At 67.0% G+C, this 16,891-nt stretch carries 15 protein-coding genes; 5 read left to right on the top strand and 10 right to left on the bottom strand.

Annotated features, from left to right (window positions below):
- Positions 1-15 precede the first annotated feature (15 nt).
- Entirely contained in the window at positions 16-1,227 is a 1,212-nt protein-coding gene (locus tag ACFWBU_RS00075; RefSeq protein ID WP_378527089.1) for an acetyl-CoA C-acetyltransferase, read from the top strand.
- 7 nt (positions 1,228-1,234) lie between these two features.
- On the opposite strand, the gene ACFWBU_RS00070 is transcribed toward ACFWBU_RS00075, so the two are convergent.
- The 3 genes from ACFWBU_RS00070 to ACFWBU_RS00060 all read right to left on the bottom strand — a co-directional run bounded on the left by ACFWBU_RS00070 (position 1,235) and on the right by ACFWBU_RS00060 (position 4,624).
- Entirely contained in the window at positions 1,235-2,119 is an 885-nt protein-coding gene (locus ACFWBU_RS00070) for a LysR family transcriptional regulator (protein WP_378527087.1), read from the bottom strand.
- Positions 2,120-2,121: 2 nt separating this feature from the next.
- A complete protein-coding gene (locus tag ACFWBU_RS00065) occupies positions 2,122-2,991 on the bottom strand; it encodes a LysR family transcriptional regulator (protein ID WP_378527086.1) in 870 nt (289 codons plus the stop codon).
- A gap of 70 nt (positions 2,992-3,061) precedes the next feature.
- The gene (locus tag ACFWBU_RS00060) at positions 3,062-4,624 is read right to left on the bottom strand and encodes an AMP-binding protein (RefSeq protein WP_378527085.1); all 1,563 of its coding nucleotides are present in this window, start codon (positions 4,622-4,624) and stop codon (positions 3,062-3,064) included.
- A gap of 336 nt (positions 4,625-4,960) precedes the next feature.
- Between ACFWBU_RS00060 and ACFWBU_RS00055 the strand changes: the two genes are divergently transcribed.
- Positions 4,961-5,584, top strand: a complete 624-nt coding sequence (locus ACFWBU_RS00055; protein WP_378527084.1) for a YdcF family protein — start codon at positions 4,961-4,963, stop codon at positions 5,582-5,584.
- A gap of 12 nt (positions 5,585-5,596) precedes the next feature.
- Here the strand turns inward: ACFWBU_RS00055 and ACFWBU_RS00050 are convergent, their stop codons facing one another.
- From ACFWBU_RS00050 to ACFWBU_RS00020, 7 genes are read right to left on the bottom strand one after another with little or no spacing between them, the layout of a single operon-like run.
- A complete protein-coding gene (locus ACFWBU_RS00050; RefSeq protein ID WP_378527082.1) occupies positions 5,597-7,111 on the bottom strand; it encodes a TerD family protein in 1,515 nt (504 codons plus the stop codon).
- A 3-nt stretch (positions 7,112-7,114) separates the two neighbouring features.
- Complete coding sequence (locus ACFWBU_RS00045; protein WP_378527081.1) at positions 7,115-8,335, bottom strand: TerD family protein; 1,221 nt, start codon at positions 8,333-8,335, stop codon at positions 7,115-7,117.
- A gap of 56 nt (positions 8,336-8,391) precedes the next feature.
- On the bottom strand, positions 8,392-9,168 hold the full coding sequence (locus tag ACFWBU_RS00040; protein ID WP_378527240.1) for an HAD family hydrolase: 777 nt from the start codon (positions 9,166-9,168) through the stop codon (positions 8,392-8,394).
- 56 nt (positions 9,169-9,224) lie between these two features.
- Positions 9,225-10,331 carry a cysteine protease StiP family protein gene (locus ACFWBU_RS00035; RefSeq protein WP_378527080.1) on the bottom strand — a complete coding sequence of 369 codons (1,107 nt, stop codon included), beginning with the start codon at positions 10,329-10,331 and terminating at the stop codon, positions 9,225-9,227.
- Positions 10,328-11,623, bottom strand: a complete 1,296-nt coding sequence (locus ACFWBU_RS00030; RefSeq protein ID WP_378527079.1) for a phosphoribosyltransferase family protein — start codon at positions 11,621-11,623, stop codon at positions 10,328-10,330. The genes ACFWBU_RS00035 and ACFWBU_RS00030 overlap by 4 nt, the downstream gene beginning before the upstream one ends.
- Complete coding sequence (locus ACFWBU_RS00025) at positions 11,620-12,777, bottom strand: HpcH/HpaI aldolase/citrate lyase family protein (protein ID WP_378527239.1); 1,158 nt, start codon at positions 12,775-12,777, stop codon at positions 11,620-11,622. Before ACFWBU_RS00025 ends, ACFWBU_RS00030 begins: the two co-directional genes overlap by 4 nt.
- A gap of 29 nt (positions 12,778-12,806) precedes the next feature.
- A complete protein-coding gene (locus tag ACFWBU_RS00020) occupies positions 12,807-13,928 on the bottom strand; it encodes a hypothetical protein (RefSeq protein WP_378527238.1) in 1,122 nt (373 codons plus the stop codon).
- A gap of 287 nt (positions 13,929-14,215) precedes the next feature.
- Between ACFWBU_RS00020 and ACFWBU_RS00015 the strand changes: the two genes are divergently transcribed.
- The 3 genes from ACFWBU_RS00015 (at position 14,216) to ACFWBU_RS00005 (ending at position 16,785) form a co-directional block, all read left to right on the top strand.
- The gene (locus ACFWBU_RS00015) at positions 14,216-14,791 is read left to right on the top strand and encodes a TerD family protein (RefSeq protein WP_378527078.1); all 576 of its coding nucleotides are present in this window, start codon (positions 14,216-14,218) and stop codon (positions 14,789-14,791) included.
- A 113-nt stretch (positions 14,792-14,904) separates the two neighbouring features.
- Positions 14,905-16,005, top strand: a complete 1,101-nt coding sequence (locus tag ACFWBU_RS00010; protein ID WP_169623014.1) for a DUF475 domain-containing protein — start codon at positions 14,905-14,907, stop codon at positions 16,003-16,005.
- Positions 16,006-16,128: 123 nt separating this feature from the next.
- Positions 16,129-16,785 carry a tellurium resistance protein gene (locus ACFWBU_RS00005; RefSeq protein ID WP_169623013.1) on the top strand — a complete coding sequence of 219 codons (657 nt, stop codon included), beginning with the start codon at positions 16,129-16,131 and terminating at the stop codon, positions 16,783-16,785.
- The last annotated feature ends 106 nt before the right edge of the window (positions 16,786-16,891 follow it).

The following is a 16,891-nucleotide window of genomic DNA, read 5'->3' as shown; positions in this document are numbered from 1 at the left end:
CCTGAAAGAGTCGTCATGCGCGAAGTTGTCATCTGCGAGCCCGTCCGTACCCCCATCGGCCGCTACGGCGGAATGTTCAAGTCCCTCACCGCCGTCGACCTCGGTGTCGCAGCACTGAAGGGAATGCTGGACCGAACCGCAGTCGCCCCCGACGAGATCGACGACGTCATCCTCGGCCACTGCAACGGCAACAGTGAAGCACCCGCGATCGGGCGCGTCGTCGCTCTCGACGCGGGCCTGCCCGTGACCGTCCCGGGCATGCACATCGATCGCCGGTGCGGGTCGGGCCTGCAGGCCGTGATCCAGGCCGCCCTGCAGGTCGGCAACGGCGACAACGATCTTGTCGTCGCCGGCGGCACCGAGTCGATGAGCAACGCCGCGTTCTACTCCACCGACATCCGCTGGGGTGGTGCGAAAAACGGGGTGCAGATGCACGACGGCCTCGTGCGCGCCCGCTCGACCGCCGGTGGCCGCTTCCACCCGGTACCAGGCGGCATGATCGAAACCGCAGAGAACCTGCGCGCCGAGTACTCGATCTCGCGCGCCGAGCAGGACGAACTCGCCCTGAACTCCCACCTGCGGGCGGTGGCCGCGCAGGCGAACGGCATCCTCGCCGAGGAAATCGTGCCCGTGACCGTGCGCAGCCGCAAGGGCGAACAGGTCGTCGACACCGACGAGCATCCTCGCGCGGACATCAGTCTGGAAACACTCGCAGCGCTCCGCCCGATCATGGGCAAGCAGGACCCGGAGGCCACCGTGACGGCCGGTAATGCCAGCGGCCAGAACGACGCCGCGTCGATGGCTCTGGTCACGACCCCGCAGAAGGCCGCCGACCTGGGCCTCACGCCGCTCGTCCGCATCGTGTCGTGGGGAGTGGCGGGGGTCGCGCCCGAGATCATGGGGATCGGTCCCGTGCCGGCGACCGAGATCGCCCTCGCCAAGGCCGGAATCACCCTGGCCGACGTCGACGTCATCGAACTCAACGAGGCGTTCGCGGCTCAGGCCCTGGCGGTGACCCGCGAATGGAAGTTCGGGGCCGCCGACTTCGAGCGCACCAACGTCCACGGTTCCGGTATCTCGCTCGGGCACCCCGTCGGCGCTACCGGCGGCCGGATGCTCGCGACGCTCGCCCGCGAGTTGCAGCGCCGCGAAGCCCGATACGGGCTCGAGACCATGTGCATCGGTGGCGGACAGGGTCTGGCGGCGATCTTCGAACGCGTCTCCTGACCGCTGCTCAGGACCGGGTCTTCGTGGACCGGATCAGGTCCACGAAGGCCCGCCCGGCCTTCGACAGAGATTCGGGTGCGAAGGCGAGGCCGAACGGCCGGGTGAAGGTGGGTTCGCATGCCCGCACCACGGCGACGTCCTGGGCCGACTCGGCCAGCGACCGCTCGACGAACGACCCGCCGAGGCCCGCGAGCACCATCGGCAGTCGCGCTTCTCGGTGTGCCGTCAGCACGGCGATCGGGCGCCGCACTCCCGCGCGGCGCATCGCGTAGTCGATCTCGTCGCTCATCGCCCCGCCGCCGCGTGGCACGAACACCATCGGAATGTCGGGCAGCGCGGCCAGGGCCACCGCCCCTGGCGGCAGATCCGTGCCGGGCGGGTACGCGAGCCAGTATTCCTGTTCACCGAGTTCGATGACTTCCAGGCCGACACCGTCTTCGAGCGGCAGGTGCGCCATGACGAATTCGCAGTGCCCGTCCCGGATCACCCCTGCGGCGAGTTCTTCGGACCTGAGGTCGCCGAACCGCACGGTGGACCTCGGGTGGGCGCGCCGGAAGCGCGCCACCAGGTCGACGATCGGGCCGGTGGCAAGTGCCGGAAACACCATCAGATCGAGGCTGCCCGTTACATCGTCGGTGGCGTCGGAGAGCAGTTCCTCCACCGCGTTCACGTCACGCAGAATCTGACGGCTGGGACCGATCAGGCTCTTTCCTGCTGCGGTGAGCACCATTCCGCGACCGATGCGGTGGAACAGGTTGACGCCGAGTTCCCGTTCGAGGCTCCGGAGTGCTTGGGACACCGTCGGCTGCGCGACACCCAATGCGGCTGCGGCACCGTTGATTCCGTCGTTTTCGACAACGGCGAGGAAATACTCGACCTGTCGGAACTCCATCGCTATACTCCCCGGTTGCCGGTGGTCGCGGACGTGAGGAACGCGGCGGCGGCCGGGGAGGGCTCCCCGGAGCGCAGCACCAGTCCGACCGGTCGCATGATCGGAGGATCCAGCGACCGGATCGCAGCACCGGGCATGAGTTGCTGCGCGACTGGCCGCGATGCCACTGTCGCTGCGGTGCCACGCATGACGAATTCCCAGATGGCGGCGGGATGCGCACAATCGACGACGACGTTCTGCTCACCGAGCAGTTCGCCCACCCGGGCCGCATTCGCGCGTGACCCGAGGTCGAGGACGAGCGGAATCGCCCGGACGCGCGCGCGGGTCACAGGATCAGGAACGTCGGCGGCGAGGTCCGGGTGCATGGCGAGCACCATCTCTTGCTCGAGGATCGGGACGGTGATCATCCCCGCGTGCTCCACCGTCATGTCGGTGACACCGATCTCGGCTTCGCCGCGGCGCAGTGCCGCATGTACGCCCGCCGGTCCGTCGGCATCGAGAACATTCACGGTGATGCCCGGGTAGCGGGAGCGGAACTGCTGGACGAGCGTGACGACGGGGTGGACGGAGAAGGCGGAGAACGTCACGAGTTCCACCCGTCCGGCCTCGAGATTGCGGACGGCAGCGACTTTCTGCTTGGCGCGGTCTACATCGGCGAGGATGCGCCGCGCCGCGACCTCGAGAACCCGCCCTTCCGCTGTGAGCGTGAGGCGCCGTCCAGTGCGGTCGAAGAGAGTCGTGTCCAGGCGACGTTCGAGGGTGCGGATGGCCTGGGACAGTGACGGCTGCGAAATATAGAGGGACTGCGCGGCTTTCGTGATCCCACCGTGGTCGACGACAGCCACGAAGTAGGTCACGAGATGCAGGTCCACGCCGTCATCGTAGGTGACCGGAAACCCCGTCGGCACACCGCGTATCTCGGCGTTCGGCTCGACCGGTCGATCATCGGGCGGCGCTCTCGGACGTGCCGAGAGTGGCCCGGAGCGTGCGCTTGAGGATCTTGCCGCTGGCATTCCTGGGCAGTTCGGCGACGATGTGGATCCGTTGAGGCTTCTTGTAGGACGCGAGTCGAGCGGTGGTGAAGGCGACGAGTTCTTCCTCGGACGGCGGATCGATTCCGTCGGCGATGCGGACCGCGGCGGTCACCGCTTCTCCCCATCGGTCGTCCGGCATCCCGACCACAGCCACTTCCGCGACGGCCGGGTGCTCGGCCAGCACGGCTTCGACCTCGACGGGATACACGTTCTCTCCGCCCGTGATGATCATGTCCTTCACCCGGTCGGTGACGTAGAGGTAGCCGTTCTCGTCGAGGTGCCCCGCGTCGCCGGTCCGCAGGAAGCCGTCCTCTGTGTGCAGCGTGGCCGACTCGGCGTCGCGACGCCAGTAACCCGAGACGTTGTTGCGGGAGCGCGACACGATCTCGCCGGTTTCACCCTGCGGAAGTGGCTCTCCCGTGGCGATATCGCGGATCTGTACTTCGGTACCGGGCAGTGGCTTTCCAGCCGAGCGCAGAAGATGAGTGCGAGTGCCGCGGGGATCGTGGTCGTCGGCGCGCAGGGCGGTGAGCGCGCCCGTGGTCTCGGTCATTCCGTAGCGTTGCACCATGCGGCACCCCAGGGTGTCCATCGTCCGCGCGAGCACCGCGGGAGTGATGGGTGAGGCACCGTACGCGATCACCTCGAGGCTCGACAGATCGTAATCGGAGAGATCCGGTAACTCGAGCAGCATGCCGATTGCGGAGGGTACGAGGAACGTATGACTGACGCGATGTTCGGCGATCGCTTCTGCCACCAGCGCCGGACGCAACTCGCCGAGCAGAATCGTGTGCAGCCCCGCCGACAACGAAGTGCTGAGCCAGCCCGCACCCGCGATGTGGAACAAGGGCAGAGCGTTCAAGGAGACGGACTCGTCCTCGAATTCGTACAAGGCGAAGGTCTCCGGGACGTTGTACAGGTTCCGGTGAACAATGACAACGCCTTTCGGCCTTCCGGTGGTTCCGGAGGTGTACAGCTGTAGCAGTTCCGCCTCGGGATCGTCTCCCCGGCCGGGATCGGTGTCATCGCCCTCCGCTACGAACTCGTCCCACACTCGTGCTCCGAACACGGCCTCGGGGGCCCCGACCACGACGACACGCACGTGCGGCGCTGCCGCAACAATCGCTTCGGCTGAGGCGGCGAACTCGGAATCGACGATCAGAACCTCGAGTCGCGCGTCCACAGCGATCGCGGCCACCTCGTCCGGCGTGAGCCGCCAGTTGAGGGGCGTGAACACGAGACCGGCCTTCGCGCATCCGACGAACGCTGCCACTCCGGGCATGCCCATGCGCAAGAGCGCGCCGACACGTCCGGGCGCCGACGTCAGTTCGGTCAGCGCGGACGCGACCCGGTTGCTGTACGAGTCGAACTCACCGTAGGTCAGGGTGGTCTCGCCTTCGGTCACCGCCGGCCGGTCCCGGCGCTCGACTGCGAGACGACGGATTCGGTTCGGAAGGTGCAGTTCGCTCACGTCGTGCGCTCCTGATCGGCAAAAGCGCGAACGGAGTGCTCGCGCTTCCCCAATCGAACACGCCTGTGACGGCGACCACAAGAAGCCACAGCCGCACCACGCCATAGGGGAAACCTATGGACAGGCGAAGGCCGGAAGCCGCATTTCGGGGGCGGCGGAGGCCCCATTGGACGTCCGAGAACGCAGTGACCTGCCTGTCCTCTCTTTTGTCGATGTTCACTATCTCCAGTCGTGCGGCCGAGGGAGGTTCCACAGCAGATCGTGGACCTCCCCGGGTGACGGGACATCGTGGCAGACTGCGGCACAGCCCGATCCGATAACGTTCGAGGGGTACGAATGACATTTGCGCGCCGGACAGCGCTGACAGTGGCGATCACCGCGACGACGGCGCTGGGAATCTCGACGGGGCAGGCGAGCGCCGTTCCCGCCGTCGACACCGTCGTGAACGGAATCCTGTCCGTCACACCCCTCTGCCAGGGAGTTATCGACGAACTGATCATCGCCTGCACCGGATTGGAACAACTGACGACGCGTGCTCCACTGATGCTCGATTTCGATCCGGTCCGCACCCACCTCGTCGTCCTCGGCGCGGGGCTGACCGATGACGGCAAGATCCGGCCCGTTCTCGAGGAGCGACTCGGTGCCGCGCTCGTAGTCGCACACCGCTATCCGGCGGCACCCGTCGTCGTCACCGGCGGGGTGCCACGCAACGGTGTCACAGAGGCTCGTGCAATGCGGGATTGGCTGGTGGCACGCGGAATCCATCCGGGCCGGATCATCGAAGAAGGTGCATCCAACTCCACCGTGGAGAACGCGCGCTTCACCAACGACGTCCTGCTCAGGCGGGGGGCTACCGGCGCGGTGCTCGTCACCAACCGGGACCATCTGCGGAGGGCGATGATCAACTTCCGTCAGGCCGTCGACGCGCGTATCCCGGTCGCGGGCATCGTCGCGCAGTGACGAAGCCCTGAGTCAGGGGCAGCCGACCTCGAGCGACGCGACCACCCGCCGCAGAAGCTCGGTGTCCCCGGGGGCGGTGTCTGCCGTGAACCTCCAGTCGGTGTTCGTCCACGGGTCCGAAAAACGGCCGTCTTCGGCGGCCGGGAGATGCTGCGATACGTCGTGCAGCACGTCGTACGCAGGATTGTCGACGGTCCCGTCGTCCGCGCCGGTTATCACGATCGAAATATTCTGAGCCGAACCCATTCTCGCGAGATGCACGATGTTCACCAGATCGCTGCCGTCGAAGCCGTGCGGGAGACCGGCGAGCACGATTACGCGGGGCTCGGGACCGGAGGTGTCGGTACCCGCCCTCAGCGCGAGGCCGGTGAGGTCGGCGGCTTCGGCGAGGCCCTTCAACTTCGGCGTTACCCCGGTGACGTCGTGGATCGGAGGGCCGGCCAGCATCGGCCGCGCAAGCTCACTCAAACCGAGCAACGATCCCGACGGGTCGATGATGTCGAGCCGGGATCCGGGACGCGCGGAGAGCAGTCGCACGGCCAGCGACGATGCGACGGCGCCGGCAACGTCGGCCTCGCCGTCGATCCACAACGGCCTGCCCAGCGGCAGCGGTACGCAGAGGGGCACTCGCAGCGGGCCACGATCGGGCGCCGACAACTCGCCCACCCTCACACCGTCTCCCGGAACCATCGTGCCGTGCCATGCGCCCGAGTTCCATGAGGCGAGCGAAGGGGGCAGAACGGTATCGACCGTAGCCAGTTCCGCGGTGAGCACGGCGCTGTCGTCGTGATACCGGGCCTCCGCTGCGGCGGTGAGTTCCTCGCAGCGCCGGTGTGCTTGTGCACGAGCACTTTCTGCTGCCGCACCGGTGCGCGAGGACGGATCCGCGACTGCTGCGGACAGTTCGTCGTCGAGTCGGTGCTGCGCGTACTCGTGCGCAGCGACGTACGCGGCGGCCGACCGGGAGGCATCCTCGAGGATTCGCCACACCAGTTCGCACGACGGAGGCAACTCGGTCCCGGTCGACACCGGTGCCGCGACCGCTGCGGCGGCCACGGGCTCGTCATCGACGACGACGCCGTGTGCCGCGAGCATCTCTGCGAGCCCGCCCGCATAGCCGGCCCCGAGCGCGCGGATCTTCCATTCGCCGTTGCGGCAGTAAATCTCCCAGCACAACAGCGCAGATTCCGTGCCGGTCGCCGGTTCGATGCGGAACGAGGCGATGAGGGTCCCGTCGACGTCGGACAGCGACGTGGACACCGAGGTGGGGTGATCGGTGCCCACCGCGCAGACCACTCGTGCGCCCGGACGGAGGGCCTCCGGCTCGACGACGATCGTGTCACCCTCGAGCCGGACACCGGCTGTGGACGGCTGGTTGTAGAACACGACGTCGTCCGACGAAGTCACCCGCAACCGATCGTCCACCACGAACGCACACACATCCGGCGCGACCTGCGCGGACGCTGCGAACCGGACCGTGCGGACCGTCAGCGGGGCATTCTGCCCCGCCGAGAATGCATGCGACATCCGTTACGTGGCCAGGAAGCGACCGAGCTGGGGTGCGGCCTCACCCGGGTGCTTGGCCTGGATACCCTCGCCGATGGCCTGCAACTTCCAGGAGTTGCCCTCGCGGTACACCTTTGCCATCACCATGCCCGTGAACGGCATACCACCCTGGAGGGTGTACCTGGCGAGTTCGGCGTTGGTCGTGCCGTCGACGAGTCGGCAGAACGCGTTCTGGACCTGCTCGAAGGTGTGGCCCTTGTACGACGTGACCACGAACATCACGGTGTTGATGTGCGGCGGGATGCGCGTGAGGTCGACGAGCACGACCTCGTCGTCGCCCTCTCCTTCACCGGTCAGGTTGTCGCCCTGGTGCTGGATCGACCCGTCCTTCGACTGCAACTGCCCGTAGTACGCCACGTCCACGATGTTGTGGTCGGCGAACAGAACCGCGGAGGCGTCCAGATCGATGCTCGCGGACCGGTTGCCGAACAACCCGCGCTTCTCGACCGGATCCCAGCCGAGACCCATGCGCAGGTACGTCAGCGCGACGCCGCCGTCCTTGCGGAGCGTGACCTTCTGGCCCTTGACGAGGCTTACGGGCCGGTTCTTCGTCAGGCTCACCTCGGCAGGCTGCGCGGGTGCCGCCGCCGGCGGCGGCGTGGACTGCGGCGGGGGCGGCGGGGTGTACTGCTGCTGCGGCGGGGGTGGCGGGGTGTACTGCTGCTGTGGCGGGGCCGGAGCGTCGTCGACGGACACGCCGTGATCGGTGACGAGCGCCGCGAATCCGCCCGCGTAGCCCTGACCGACCGCACGTACCTTCCACGCACCCTGGCGCCGGTACAGCTCGAGTGCGATGACGATGGACTCGCTGGAGAGCCCTTCGATGCGGTACTCGAACAGAACGTTGCCCGCAGCATCCGAAACCCGGGCCGTCGGCGGTGCGAACCGGCCGAAACTGCTGCTCGCATCGTCGAGGGTGATCACCGCGCGCACCTGATCGATATCGGCGGGAACCTGCGGCAGCGAGACGGCCAGTGAGGAGTTCTGTCCGGCCTGCCCGGGAACGAGACGCACTCCCGGTCCGGACGGCTGGTTGAAGAACACGAAATCGGCGTCGGACCGCACCTTTCCGTCGGCCTTGACCAGCAGCGCCGACAGGTCGGCGGGTGTCGTGAGCTCGAGCGAAACGACGACGTCGGAGACGTTGAGCGGTCCGTTCTGACCCTTGGAGAGCGAAGTCGGCAAGAGATGTGTCCTCACTGTGTCGGCGACCGGGGTTGGCGGTCGCATGCAGTCCTACTCTACGAAGCGCCTTCGGCCCGGGCCGACCGGGCGAACCAGGAGAGGATCTCCTCACCGGCCGTGATCCCCGAGTGTTCGGTCACCGAGAGGTTCGAATGCTGCCATTCGAGCAGTTCGAGTTCGCCGTGGCGCGGCCGGATCGCAGCGTCCGCGGCCATCAGCATCTCGGCGTCGAGCGCACCGTCGCCGGCCGCGAACACCGGGGCGTCCGCGTCGAGCACTCCCTCTTCGGCGAGCCTGCGGTGCACCTCGGCCACGGCATGGGACTTACAGACGCTGTCGGGCATCGTGTAGATCTTGCGGCCCTGCTGCGAAACGTTCCATCCGCGGCTGTGGCACCAGGCCTGCCAATCCTCGAGGAACCCGGCCGGTTGTGCGGCGACGTCGACGACCAGATAGCAGAACAACTCGTCGGCGATCCGGAACTTCGACACCCAGCTTTCGGAGATACGGCGGCGCAGTTCGGCGGTGACCTCGTCGAGCCCGGCGCCTCCCTCACGCACCGCAACCTCCACGTGCCGGCGCCACTGATCGTCGAGTTCCCCGTCGGCCAGCAGTGCGCCGCCGTTGCTGGTGATGGCGTACCGCCATGGGCCACCGGGCAGATCGATGCGACGGAACTGCTCTGGCGTCCGGGTGGTGGTGGGAACCACGGTGTGCGCGGAGGTGAGGTCTTCGAGTTGCCTGGCGGCGGTCTCGGTGACGTACGACAGCGGTGCGCCCTCGTAGTACTCGATGCACCGCAGATTTCCCGCCGAATACTGCGTGCCGGTCATCGCCGCGCGCGAATAGATGAGGGTGCGGTCGAGGTCGGTGGCGATCAATGCTGCTGTCACGGTAGGTCCTTGATCAGTCCCATACACGAATACGCGAGGTCGGGAATCTCTTCGACGGGAACGCCGCGGGCGGCGGCGAGCATCCGGATGTGCGCGTGCTCGTCGGCGGTGATGTCGCGTACCAGGATCTTCCACGGCACGCGGCGCAGCAGGACCCGGGTGGTCTCACCGACGCCGGGCTTGACGAAGTTGATACTGGAGATGCCGTACCGCACGCGGATACGCTCCACGGATTCCCAACCCGCCCAGGTAGGTTCACGATCGGAGTCGAGCAGCGCTCGCGCGGTCTCCGCTGCCGATTCGCGATCTCCGAATTCGGCGGACACCGTATCGAGCAGGAGATTCGAGACGTCGTCACCGGCAAGTTCGGCGTAGAACTTCGCACCGTGGAATTCGCCGGGACCGATCCAGGTGTCGTTCAGTACCGTGCGCGACACCAGACCCGACACCGTCGAGTTCAGGCACGCCGACGCGATGAGGAAGTCGTCGCGGGTGCCGTAGGTACGCACGCAGTAACCGGGATCGGCGAGCACGGCGAGGTCGTCCGACAGCGCCGGGCCACCGGCGGCGGAGTACTCGGCCAGCGCGGCCGCCAGCTCCCGCGCGATCGCGCCCTTGCCGGTCCAGCCGTCGACGAACACGACCGAGGCCGGGTCGTGGTGTTCGGTGATGTAATCGAGTGCTGCGGAGTCGATTCCGCGTCCCCGCACGATCGAGACCGCGTAGTGCGGCAGCGACAGGCCGTGGTGCTGTTGCGCCCAGCGGCGGATCAGGATTCCGACCGGCGTTCCCGCGCGCGCCAGCGACACGAGAGTGAGGTTCGTCCCGCGTTCGGCGATCAGGAGTTCGGTCAGGGTTCCCACCGCGTGGGCAAGTCGTCCCGCGGTGGACGCGAGTGCCTTGTCGAACAACTCCCGGTACGGGGCGTCGGGCTGGTACTCGACCGGCAACGACTCCGCGTAGTGCGCGAGTCCCGCCTGGATGCGGGCCTCACGCTCGGCGATGTCGCCTTCGAGGTCGACGTGCGAGAGATCCTTGAGCAGCCAGGTCACCTCGTCCGGGGCGTACGAACCGAAATCGGGTCCGGTCAACGGCGTGGTCATCGTGTCTCCCTCGAAGCAGCCAGTGCTGCCGGATCTGTGGCCGGCACAACCGCCACCAGTACGTCCTCGCCGGCCGCGCTCACTACGTCGAGCACGCCGCCGTCGGCGCGCAGGCGCTCGGTATCGGCCGGAGAGTCGACCACGAGGATCAACTCGGGGCGTACTTCGGCGGGTTCCGGCCACCGGGCGTTGTACAGGTACCGGGCCGCCTCGGTTTCGTGTTCGGACGGGATGTGTTCGGGTGCGACGAAAGAGAATCCGCGCCGCAGTGGGTAGCCCGGGACATCCCGGACGTACGCGGGCGACCGTGTCGTGGTCTGGAATCTGGTCGCGGTGCCACGCTCGGAGAGCGCCTGTGCCAGTCGCAGCGGCAGGTACATGAGTTCTTCGTGGCCGATGACGATCGCCGGACGATCACTCTCCCGGACGGACTCGACCGTCGCTGCCGCCGCGGCGACCGCGGAGTCGTAGGCCGCGAAGTCGCTGCCCAGAACGCCGTGCCGTCCTCCGTCGGGGACGTCCGACGGCCAGGGCACAGAGACGAACCGAACGGTACCGCGGTGAGCAGCGACAGGATTGAGGTCGGGAGCCGGTAGCGCGGTGACCCGGTCGGTGAGATCGGTGGGCAGCACGGTGTGACCGTCCGCGAGGCTCACGTGCTCGATCGTCGCGCCGAGGTCGAGTTCCGCCGCCGCCGTCTGGCGACGGTGCTCCTCGCCGCGCATGTCCACGAGCGACGCGACGATGTAACGGTCACGGGGATGAATCCGGTGCAGCGCGCGGATGGCATCGACAGCTGTTGCACCGGTCGAGATTTCGTCGTCGACGAGAACGAGCGGCGCGGCGTCGGCGAAGAGATCCGGCGAAGTGGGCTGCAGCAGGTGCGATGTCGCGTGGGAGTGCCCCTCCTCGAAACCGGCGAACACCACCGCGCCCGGCACGCGGCGACGTGTCGAATGCAGGTAGCACCCGGCACCCACCGCCTCGGCGACACAGTGTCCCAAACCCGTTGCGGTCTCTGCGAATCCCAGAACGAGCGCATTCGAGGCGTCGTCGCCGAGCAGGTCGGAGACGAGGAGCCCGAGGTCGCGGCCCGCCGCCAGCACCGCGGCGGGGTCGGTGGGGATGTGCTTGCCGAGCACCGTCGATACCAGCAGATGTGCCCGGCGCGGGTTCCGGCGAAGTCCGGGCTGGACGAGTTCCGGGACGGTGTAGCCGCTCGAAGTTCCTCGATGCTCGAGGGATAGTCCGAATTCATCGGTGGCCCAGTATGTTCGGAGAGTGTTGGTCATCGGTCCACCAGCGCGGTCAGCAGATCGACGAACGTGACACCCTTGCTGGTGACCCCGAATACGGAGGCGCGCACCAACGTTTGTTCCGCCCAGGTGCGGTGCGGACGGCGTTCGTTCATCTTGTTGCCGTATCCGGACGCGCTCACTCCGCCGGTGTCGCGGTCGAGGATGTCCGTGGCGTCGTGGAACTCTTCGTGCGTGACCGCCGACAGCGCGTGCACCGCCGCGACGTGCGAGGGATGGATCACCGTCTTGCCCTGGATGCCGTTCGCGCGGTCGAGTGCGATCTCCCGCAGGAGCCCGTCGAGATCCCGGCTGACGAGTTGCTGGCGGAACACCACCGCGTCCTGCTCCTCGAACGGGGTAGCGCGCAGCATCGGCCGGAACATGCGTTCGTGATCGGCGAAGTACTCCCACACCGGCCCGGTGATGACGAACCCGGTGCCGTCGGTGCGGCCGAGGTGGTTGACGATGTCGGCGATCACGTCGACGACGACCCGCACGTCGTAGATCGTCAGGTCGCGGTCGCGGCGGATGCCGAAGGTCGCACACATGTCGGTCGCGCCGATCCGGACGGCGAGGATCCGGTGGCGATGTTCGGCGAGCAGCCGAGCGATCGCGCGCAGTTCGTCGTCGCGGGTTTCGCGGTGCACCACAGCAGCCGATTCGATGACGGGCATCGCGTAGAGGTTCCGCCCGACCCGCTCGGAGGCGACGGCGACCGCGTCGAGGAAGTTGCCCCCGGTAGTGGCACCGAACTTGGGAAGCACGAATCCGGTGAGCACGCTGCTTCCGGGACCCAGCATCTCGGTGAGCCGGTCGATCCCGTCGGGGGTGCGGACGCGAACGAACAACATCATCGGCGCTTCGCCACGGAGAGCGAGTTCGTCGAGGGTCGCGACGGCGTTGCGGAGTCCGTCCTCGACCTCGTCGTCGGCCACGGCGTCCTCGAGATCGAGCACCATCGAGGTCACGCCTTCGGCGGAGCGCCGGACGATGGTGGCCGTGAGGTCGTGCCGGGTCGCGGGGACGTACAACGTGGCCCCGAGCGCCATCGCGAGCCGCTCACGGGCGTCGGCGTGACCGAAAGGTTGGGGGTGGTGCAGGAACAGGCGGTCCAAGGTGGGCCGGTCCAGATGTCGGAAGTGCCGCATCGCGCGCACCTCGGTGTGAGTAGCCCCGGTCATCGGTCCGTGTTCCGTCCTCTCATTCGATTCACCACTCCGGTGATGAACGTCGATACCGCGTCCAGGTCTTTGACGTACGCCCAGTAGTCGGGATGTACACCGGTCAGCGCATCGACTGCCCGGTCGATTCGATTCAGCTGGGCGTCGAGGACGGATCCCCATTCTGCTGTGAGTCCACGCTGTACCGCGAGGTGTTGTGCATCACGCAGCCGGAACCGCACGTCACGGACCTTCGACTCCGGGTTTTCCTTGACGGCTCGCAGCGTGGCGAGCCGGTCGGTCACCGCATCGACGAGTTCTTCGGCCCGCGCAAGCTCCGCGCGCACCACACCGGCCTGGGCGAGCGCTTCTTCGGGGCGTCCTGCGGCGAGGGACGCGCGGGCGACGTCGAGTTCCTCGGCGGCGCGCTCGAGCAGAAGAAGGGCTTGTTGTTCGTTGCCGGACAGATCCGCCGAACTGGCGGCGTTGAATTCGCGCAGCAGGGCGGAGTAGGCCGGTGCGAGACCTTCCGACCGAGTGCGTACTGCGCCGAGCCGGGTGGTGACGGAGGCGAGGGTGTTGCGTGCCTCGGCCTGCCGTCCCGGTGCCTCCGCGAGCGCTTCACGAAACGCCGCGGTTGCTACCTCCACCTGGTGGGCGGCGGTACGCACCGCACCCGCACCGGTCGCGGCATCGAGGGTGTGGAGTGCGCGTTGCACCGCGTCGGTGGTCGCGCGGACGGACGGGTACTCGGCGAACGCGCTGTTCGCGGGTGTGTCCAGCGCTCCGAGGGCGTCGCGGGCATCGGCGCTCACCCGGGCGGCCAGCTGGGGTGCGGTCTGCGCGACCGTAACCGCGTGCTCGAGATGACCGCGGTAGCGCTCGTAGAACTCGTCCAGAGTTCTTGCGGCGTCCGCAATCTGGTGGATCACCTGCTCGTAGGCTGCGGCAGGGGCCAGCTCTTCCTCGGGTTCGGTGCGAGCGAGTTGCAGATACGCCTCGGCTGCCTGGTAGCACTTCTGCCGGATCGGTTCCCACACGCGGAGAAGGCCTCGCTCCGGCGCGATCTCGTGGGATGCGACGACGCTCGCCTCTGCAACGGACTGACGTTTGTCCATGTCGAGGAACGCGGCCACCATCGCGTCATGGGCGCGGAGGGCCGCGGGATCATCGGTGCGCCCGCCGCCGAAGAGGCGGCGCGTCCATCGGCTCGCCACAAGACCGAATGGTACTGGTCCGCCAACCCACGCCTGTCTTCTCGACATTCTCGCTCCGCGCGACCCGGCTTTCAGGGGGTGACCCGGCCCGTAGTCGGCATAGTGGGTAGGGGCGCACCTCACACGGACCTATTACTGTGGGGGTACACGCGCACACTGGGCGTGCCCTTCCGGTACGTCGACCGTAGGAACGATCGAAAGGACCCCGCATGGGCGTCAGCTTGACCAAGGGTGGAAACGTTTCGCTCACGAAGGAAGCGCCGAACCTCACGGCTGTGGCCGTCGGCCTCGGCTGGGACGTGCGTACCACCACCGGTACCGACTTCGACCTCGACGCCAGCGCAATCGCTACGGGTGCCGACAAGAAGGTCGTCTCGGACCAGCACTTCGTGTTCTTCAACAACATGAAGTCGCCCGACGGCTCGATCGAGCACCTCGGTGACAACCGTACGGGTGAGGGCGAGGGCGACGACGAGGTCATCAACGTCGACCTGTCCGCCGTGCCGGCGAACATCGAGTCCATCTTCTTCCCCGTCTCGATCTACGACGGTGAGACCCGCAGCCAGTCGTTCGGCCAGGTTCGCAACGCGTACATCCGCGTCGTCGACCGCGCCAACGGCTCCGAGCTGGCCCGTTACGACCTCTCCGAGGATGCGTCCACCGAGACCGCGATGGTCTTCGGTGAGCTGTACCGCAACGGTGCCGAGTGGAAGTTCCGGGCCATCGGCCAGGGCTACGCCTCGGGCCTGTCGGGCATTGCGCGCGATTACGGTGTCAACGTCTAGTTCGATCAGTCGTGATCCGGTCCCGGCCGTGCCGGGGCCGGATCGACGCTCTCCGGAGCCTGCAGTAACCACCCTGCACCGCCCCTGACTTCTACTCAGAAAGGCCACGCTTCGTGGTTCTGCGAATATTCGGCCCGTCGCTGGCCGTCACCGTCATCTCTCTTGTGGTGGCGTTTCTCTACGGTGGCCCCCAGGCTCTGTTCCTCTGTGTGATCCTCGGCATCCTCGAAGTCTCGCTCTCGTTCGACAACGCGGTCATCAACGCGACCGTCCTGCGCCGGATGAGCGAGTTCTGGCAGAAGATCTTCCTCACCGTCGGCATCCTCATCGCCGTCTTCGGCATGCGTCTGGTGTTCCCGCTGCTCATCGTGTGGGTGGCATCCGGGCTCGGTCCGATCGCGGCACTCGATCTTGCGCTCAATCCGCCGGCGGACGGGGCCGCATACTTCCCCGACGGCAGCGCGAGCTACGAGACGCTGATCACCGACGCGCACCCCCAGATCGCTGCGTTCGGCGGCATGTTCCTGCTGATGCTGTTCCTGCACTTCATGCTCGAAGAGCGTGAGATCAAGTGGCTGAAGTGGCTCGAAGTTCCGCTCGCGAAGGCAGGCAAGCTCGACCAGCTCGAGGTTGTCGTCGCCACCGCACTGCTGCTGATCACTGCCACCGTCATCGCACCCGACGACAAGGTGTCGACGGTGATGATCGCCGGTGCGCTCGGCATGATCACCTACATCGCGGTCAACGGTCTCGGCGAGATGTTCCATGTCCCGGAAGAAGACGAAGTACCCACCGGTGGGCCGAGCGGACTGGCCAAGGCCACCGGTAAGGCCGGGTTCTTCCTGTTCCTCTACCTCGAGGTCCTCGACGCTTCGTTCTCGTTCGACGGCGTCATCGGGGCGTTCGCGATCACGTCCGACCCGATCATCATCGCCCTGGGTCTGGGCTTCATCGGCGCGATGTTCGTCCGATCCATCACCATCTACCTCGTCCGCAAGGGCACGCTGAACGATTACGTGTATCTCGAGCACGGCGCCCACTGGGCGATCGGCGCACTCGCGTTGATCCTGCTGTACTCGATCGGCACGCACGTTCCCGAGGTGATCACCGGCCTGGTCGGTATCGCCCTGATCGGCGCAGCCTTCGCTTCGAGCGTCTACCGCAATCGCAACAACGCCAAGAAGGCGGACGCGGACGAAATAGTGTCCGCCTGAGCAGTCCGACAGTGAGTTCGACAGCGAAGGGAGCCTCCGACCCGGATTTCGGGAAGAGGGCTCCCTTCGCTGTTTCGTACCCCCAGTGCAGTCCGCACACCGCAGTTCCGACGAAAGGTAATCGTGGCCATCGACTACAGCAAGAAGCCTGAACAGAATTCGGGCGTCAACCTCAGCAAGATCAACCTCACGAAAGAGTCCCCGACGGTCAGCCTGTCCAAGGGCGGGTCCGCTCGGGGCGTCACGCGCGTCAACCTCGACTGGTCGCGCGGGGAGCAGAAGAAGGGCTTCCTCGCCAAGCTGACCGGCGCGAGCAACGGTGTCGACCTCGACCTCGGCTGCCTCTTCGAGCTTGCCGACGGGTCCAAGGGTGTCATCCAGGCTCTCGGCAACAGCTTCGGAGCGCTGAACACGCCGCCGTACATCCACCTCGACGGTGACGACCGCACCGGTTCGGTGGCGGGTGGCGAGAACATGCACATCAACCTCGAACGCCCCGAACTCTTCAAGCGCGTGCTGATCTTCGCGATGATCTACCAGGGCGCGCCCAACTGGGCCGCGGTCGACGGCGTGGTCACGCTGTCCCCGCCGTCCGGACCGCAGATCGAGGTCCGCCTCGATTCCCCCAACAACGGGGCACGCATCTGCGCCATCGCGATGATCGAGAACACCGGTCAGGGAGTCACCGTCAACCGCCTGGTGGAGTACATCGACGGCAGTCAGTCCGACCTCGACCGCAAGTACGGGTGGGGCATGAAGTGGCAGGCCGGCCGCAAGTAGCGGACGGACGGGGCAGGGGTGGGGGCCCCGGGGCGGGGGCGCCCCCCCCCCCGCGTAGGCCGCCCCGGGGAATTGGTTGTTTAAGAAAGGGACAACAACAAAAAAC

Source organism: Rhodococcus sp. NPDC060084, assembly GCF_042730335.1.
Classification (GTDB): Bacteria; Actinomycetota; Actinomycetes; order Mycobacteriales; family Mycobacteriaceae; genus Rhodococcus.
Note: the sequence above shows the minus strand (reverse complement) of the source record. Positions and strands in the feature narration are given on the sequence as shown.

What these genes read in the sequence shown, in the direction of transcription:
- ACFWBU_RS00075 (WP_378527089.1), top strand. Translation starts at nt 16, where the DNA reads ATGCGCGAAGTTGTCATCTGCGAGCCCGTCCGTACCCCCATCGGCCGC.
- ACFWBU_RS00070 (WP_378527087.1), bottom strand. Translation starts at nt 2,119, where the DNA reads ATGGAGTTCCGACAGGTCGAGTATTTCCTCGCCGTTGTCGAAAACGAC.
- ACFWBU_RS00055 (WP_378527084.1), top strand. Translation starts at nt 4,961, where the DNA reads ATGACATTTGCGCGCCGGACAGCGCTGACAGTGGCGATCACCGCGACG.
- ACFWBU_RS00050 (WP_378527082.1), bottom strand. Translation starts at nt 7,111, where the DNA reads ATGTCGCATGCATTCTCGGCGGGGCAGAATGCCCCGCTGACGGTCCGC.
- ACFWBU_RS00040 (WP_378527240.1), bottom strand. Translation starts at nt 9,168, where the DNA reads ATGACCGGCACGCAGTATTCGGCGGGAAATCTGCGGTGCATCGAGTAC.
- ACFWBU_RS00035 (WP_378527080.1), bottom strand. Translation starts at nt 10,331, where the DNA reads ATGACCACGCCGTTGACCGGACCCGATTTCGGTTCGTACGCCCCGGAC.
- ACFWBU_RS00030 (WP_378527079.1), bottom strand. Translation starts at nt 11,623, where the DNA reads ATGACCAACACTCTCCGAACATACTGGGCCACCGATGAATTCGGACTA.
- ACFWBU_RS00025 (WP_378527239.1), bottom strand. Translation starts at nt 12,777, where the DNA reads ATGCGGCACTTCCGACATCTGGACCGGCCCACCTTGGACCGCCTGTTC.
- ACFWBU_RS00020 (WP_378527238.1), bottom strand. Translation starts at nt 13,928, where the DNA reads ATGGTGGCCGCGTTCCTCGACATGGACAAACGTCAGTCCGTTGCAGAG.
- ACFWBU_RS00015 (WP_378527078.1), top strand. Translation starts at nt 14,216, where the DNA reads ATGGGCGTCAGCTTGACCAAGGGTGGAAACGTTTCGCTCACGAAGGAA.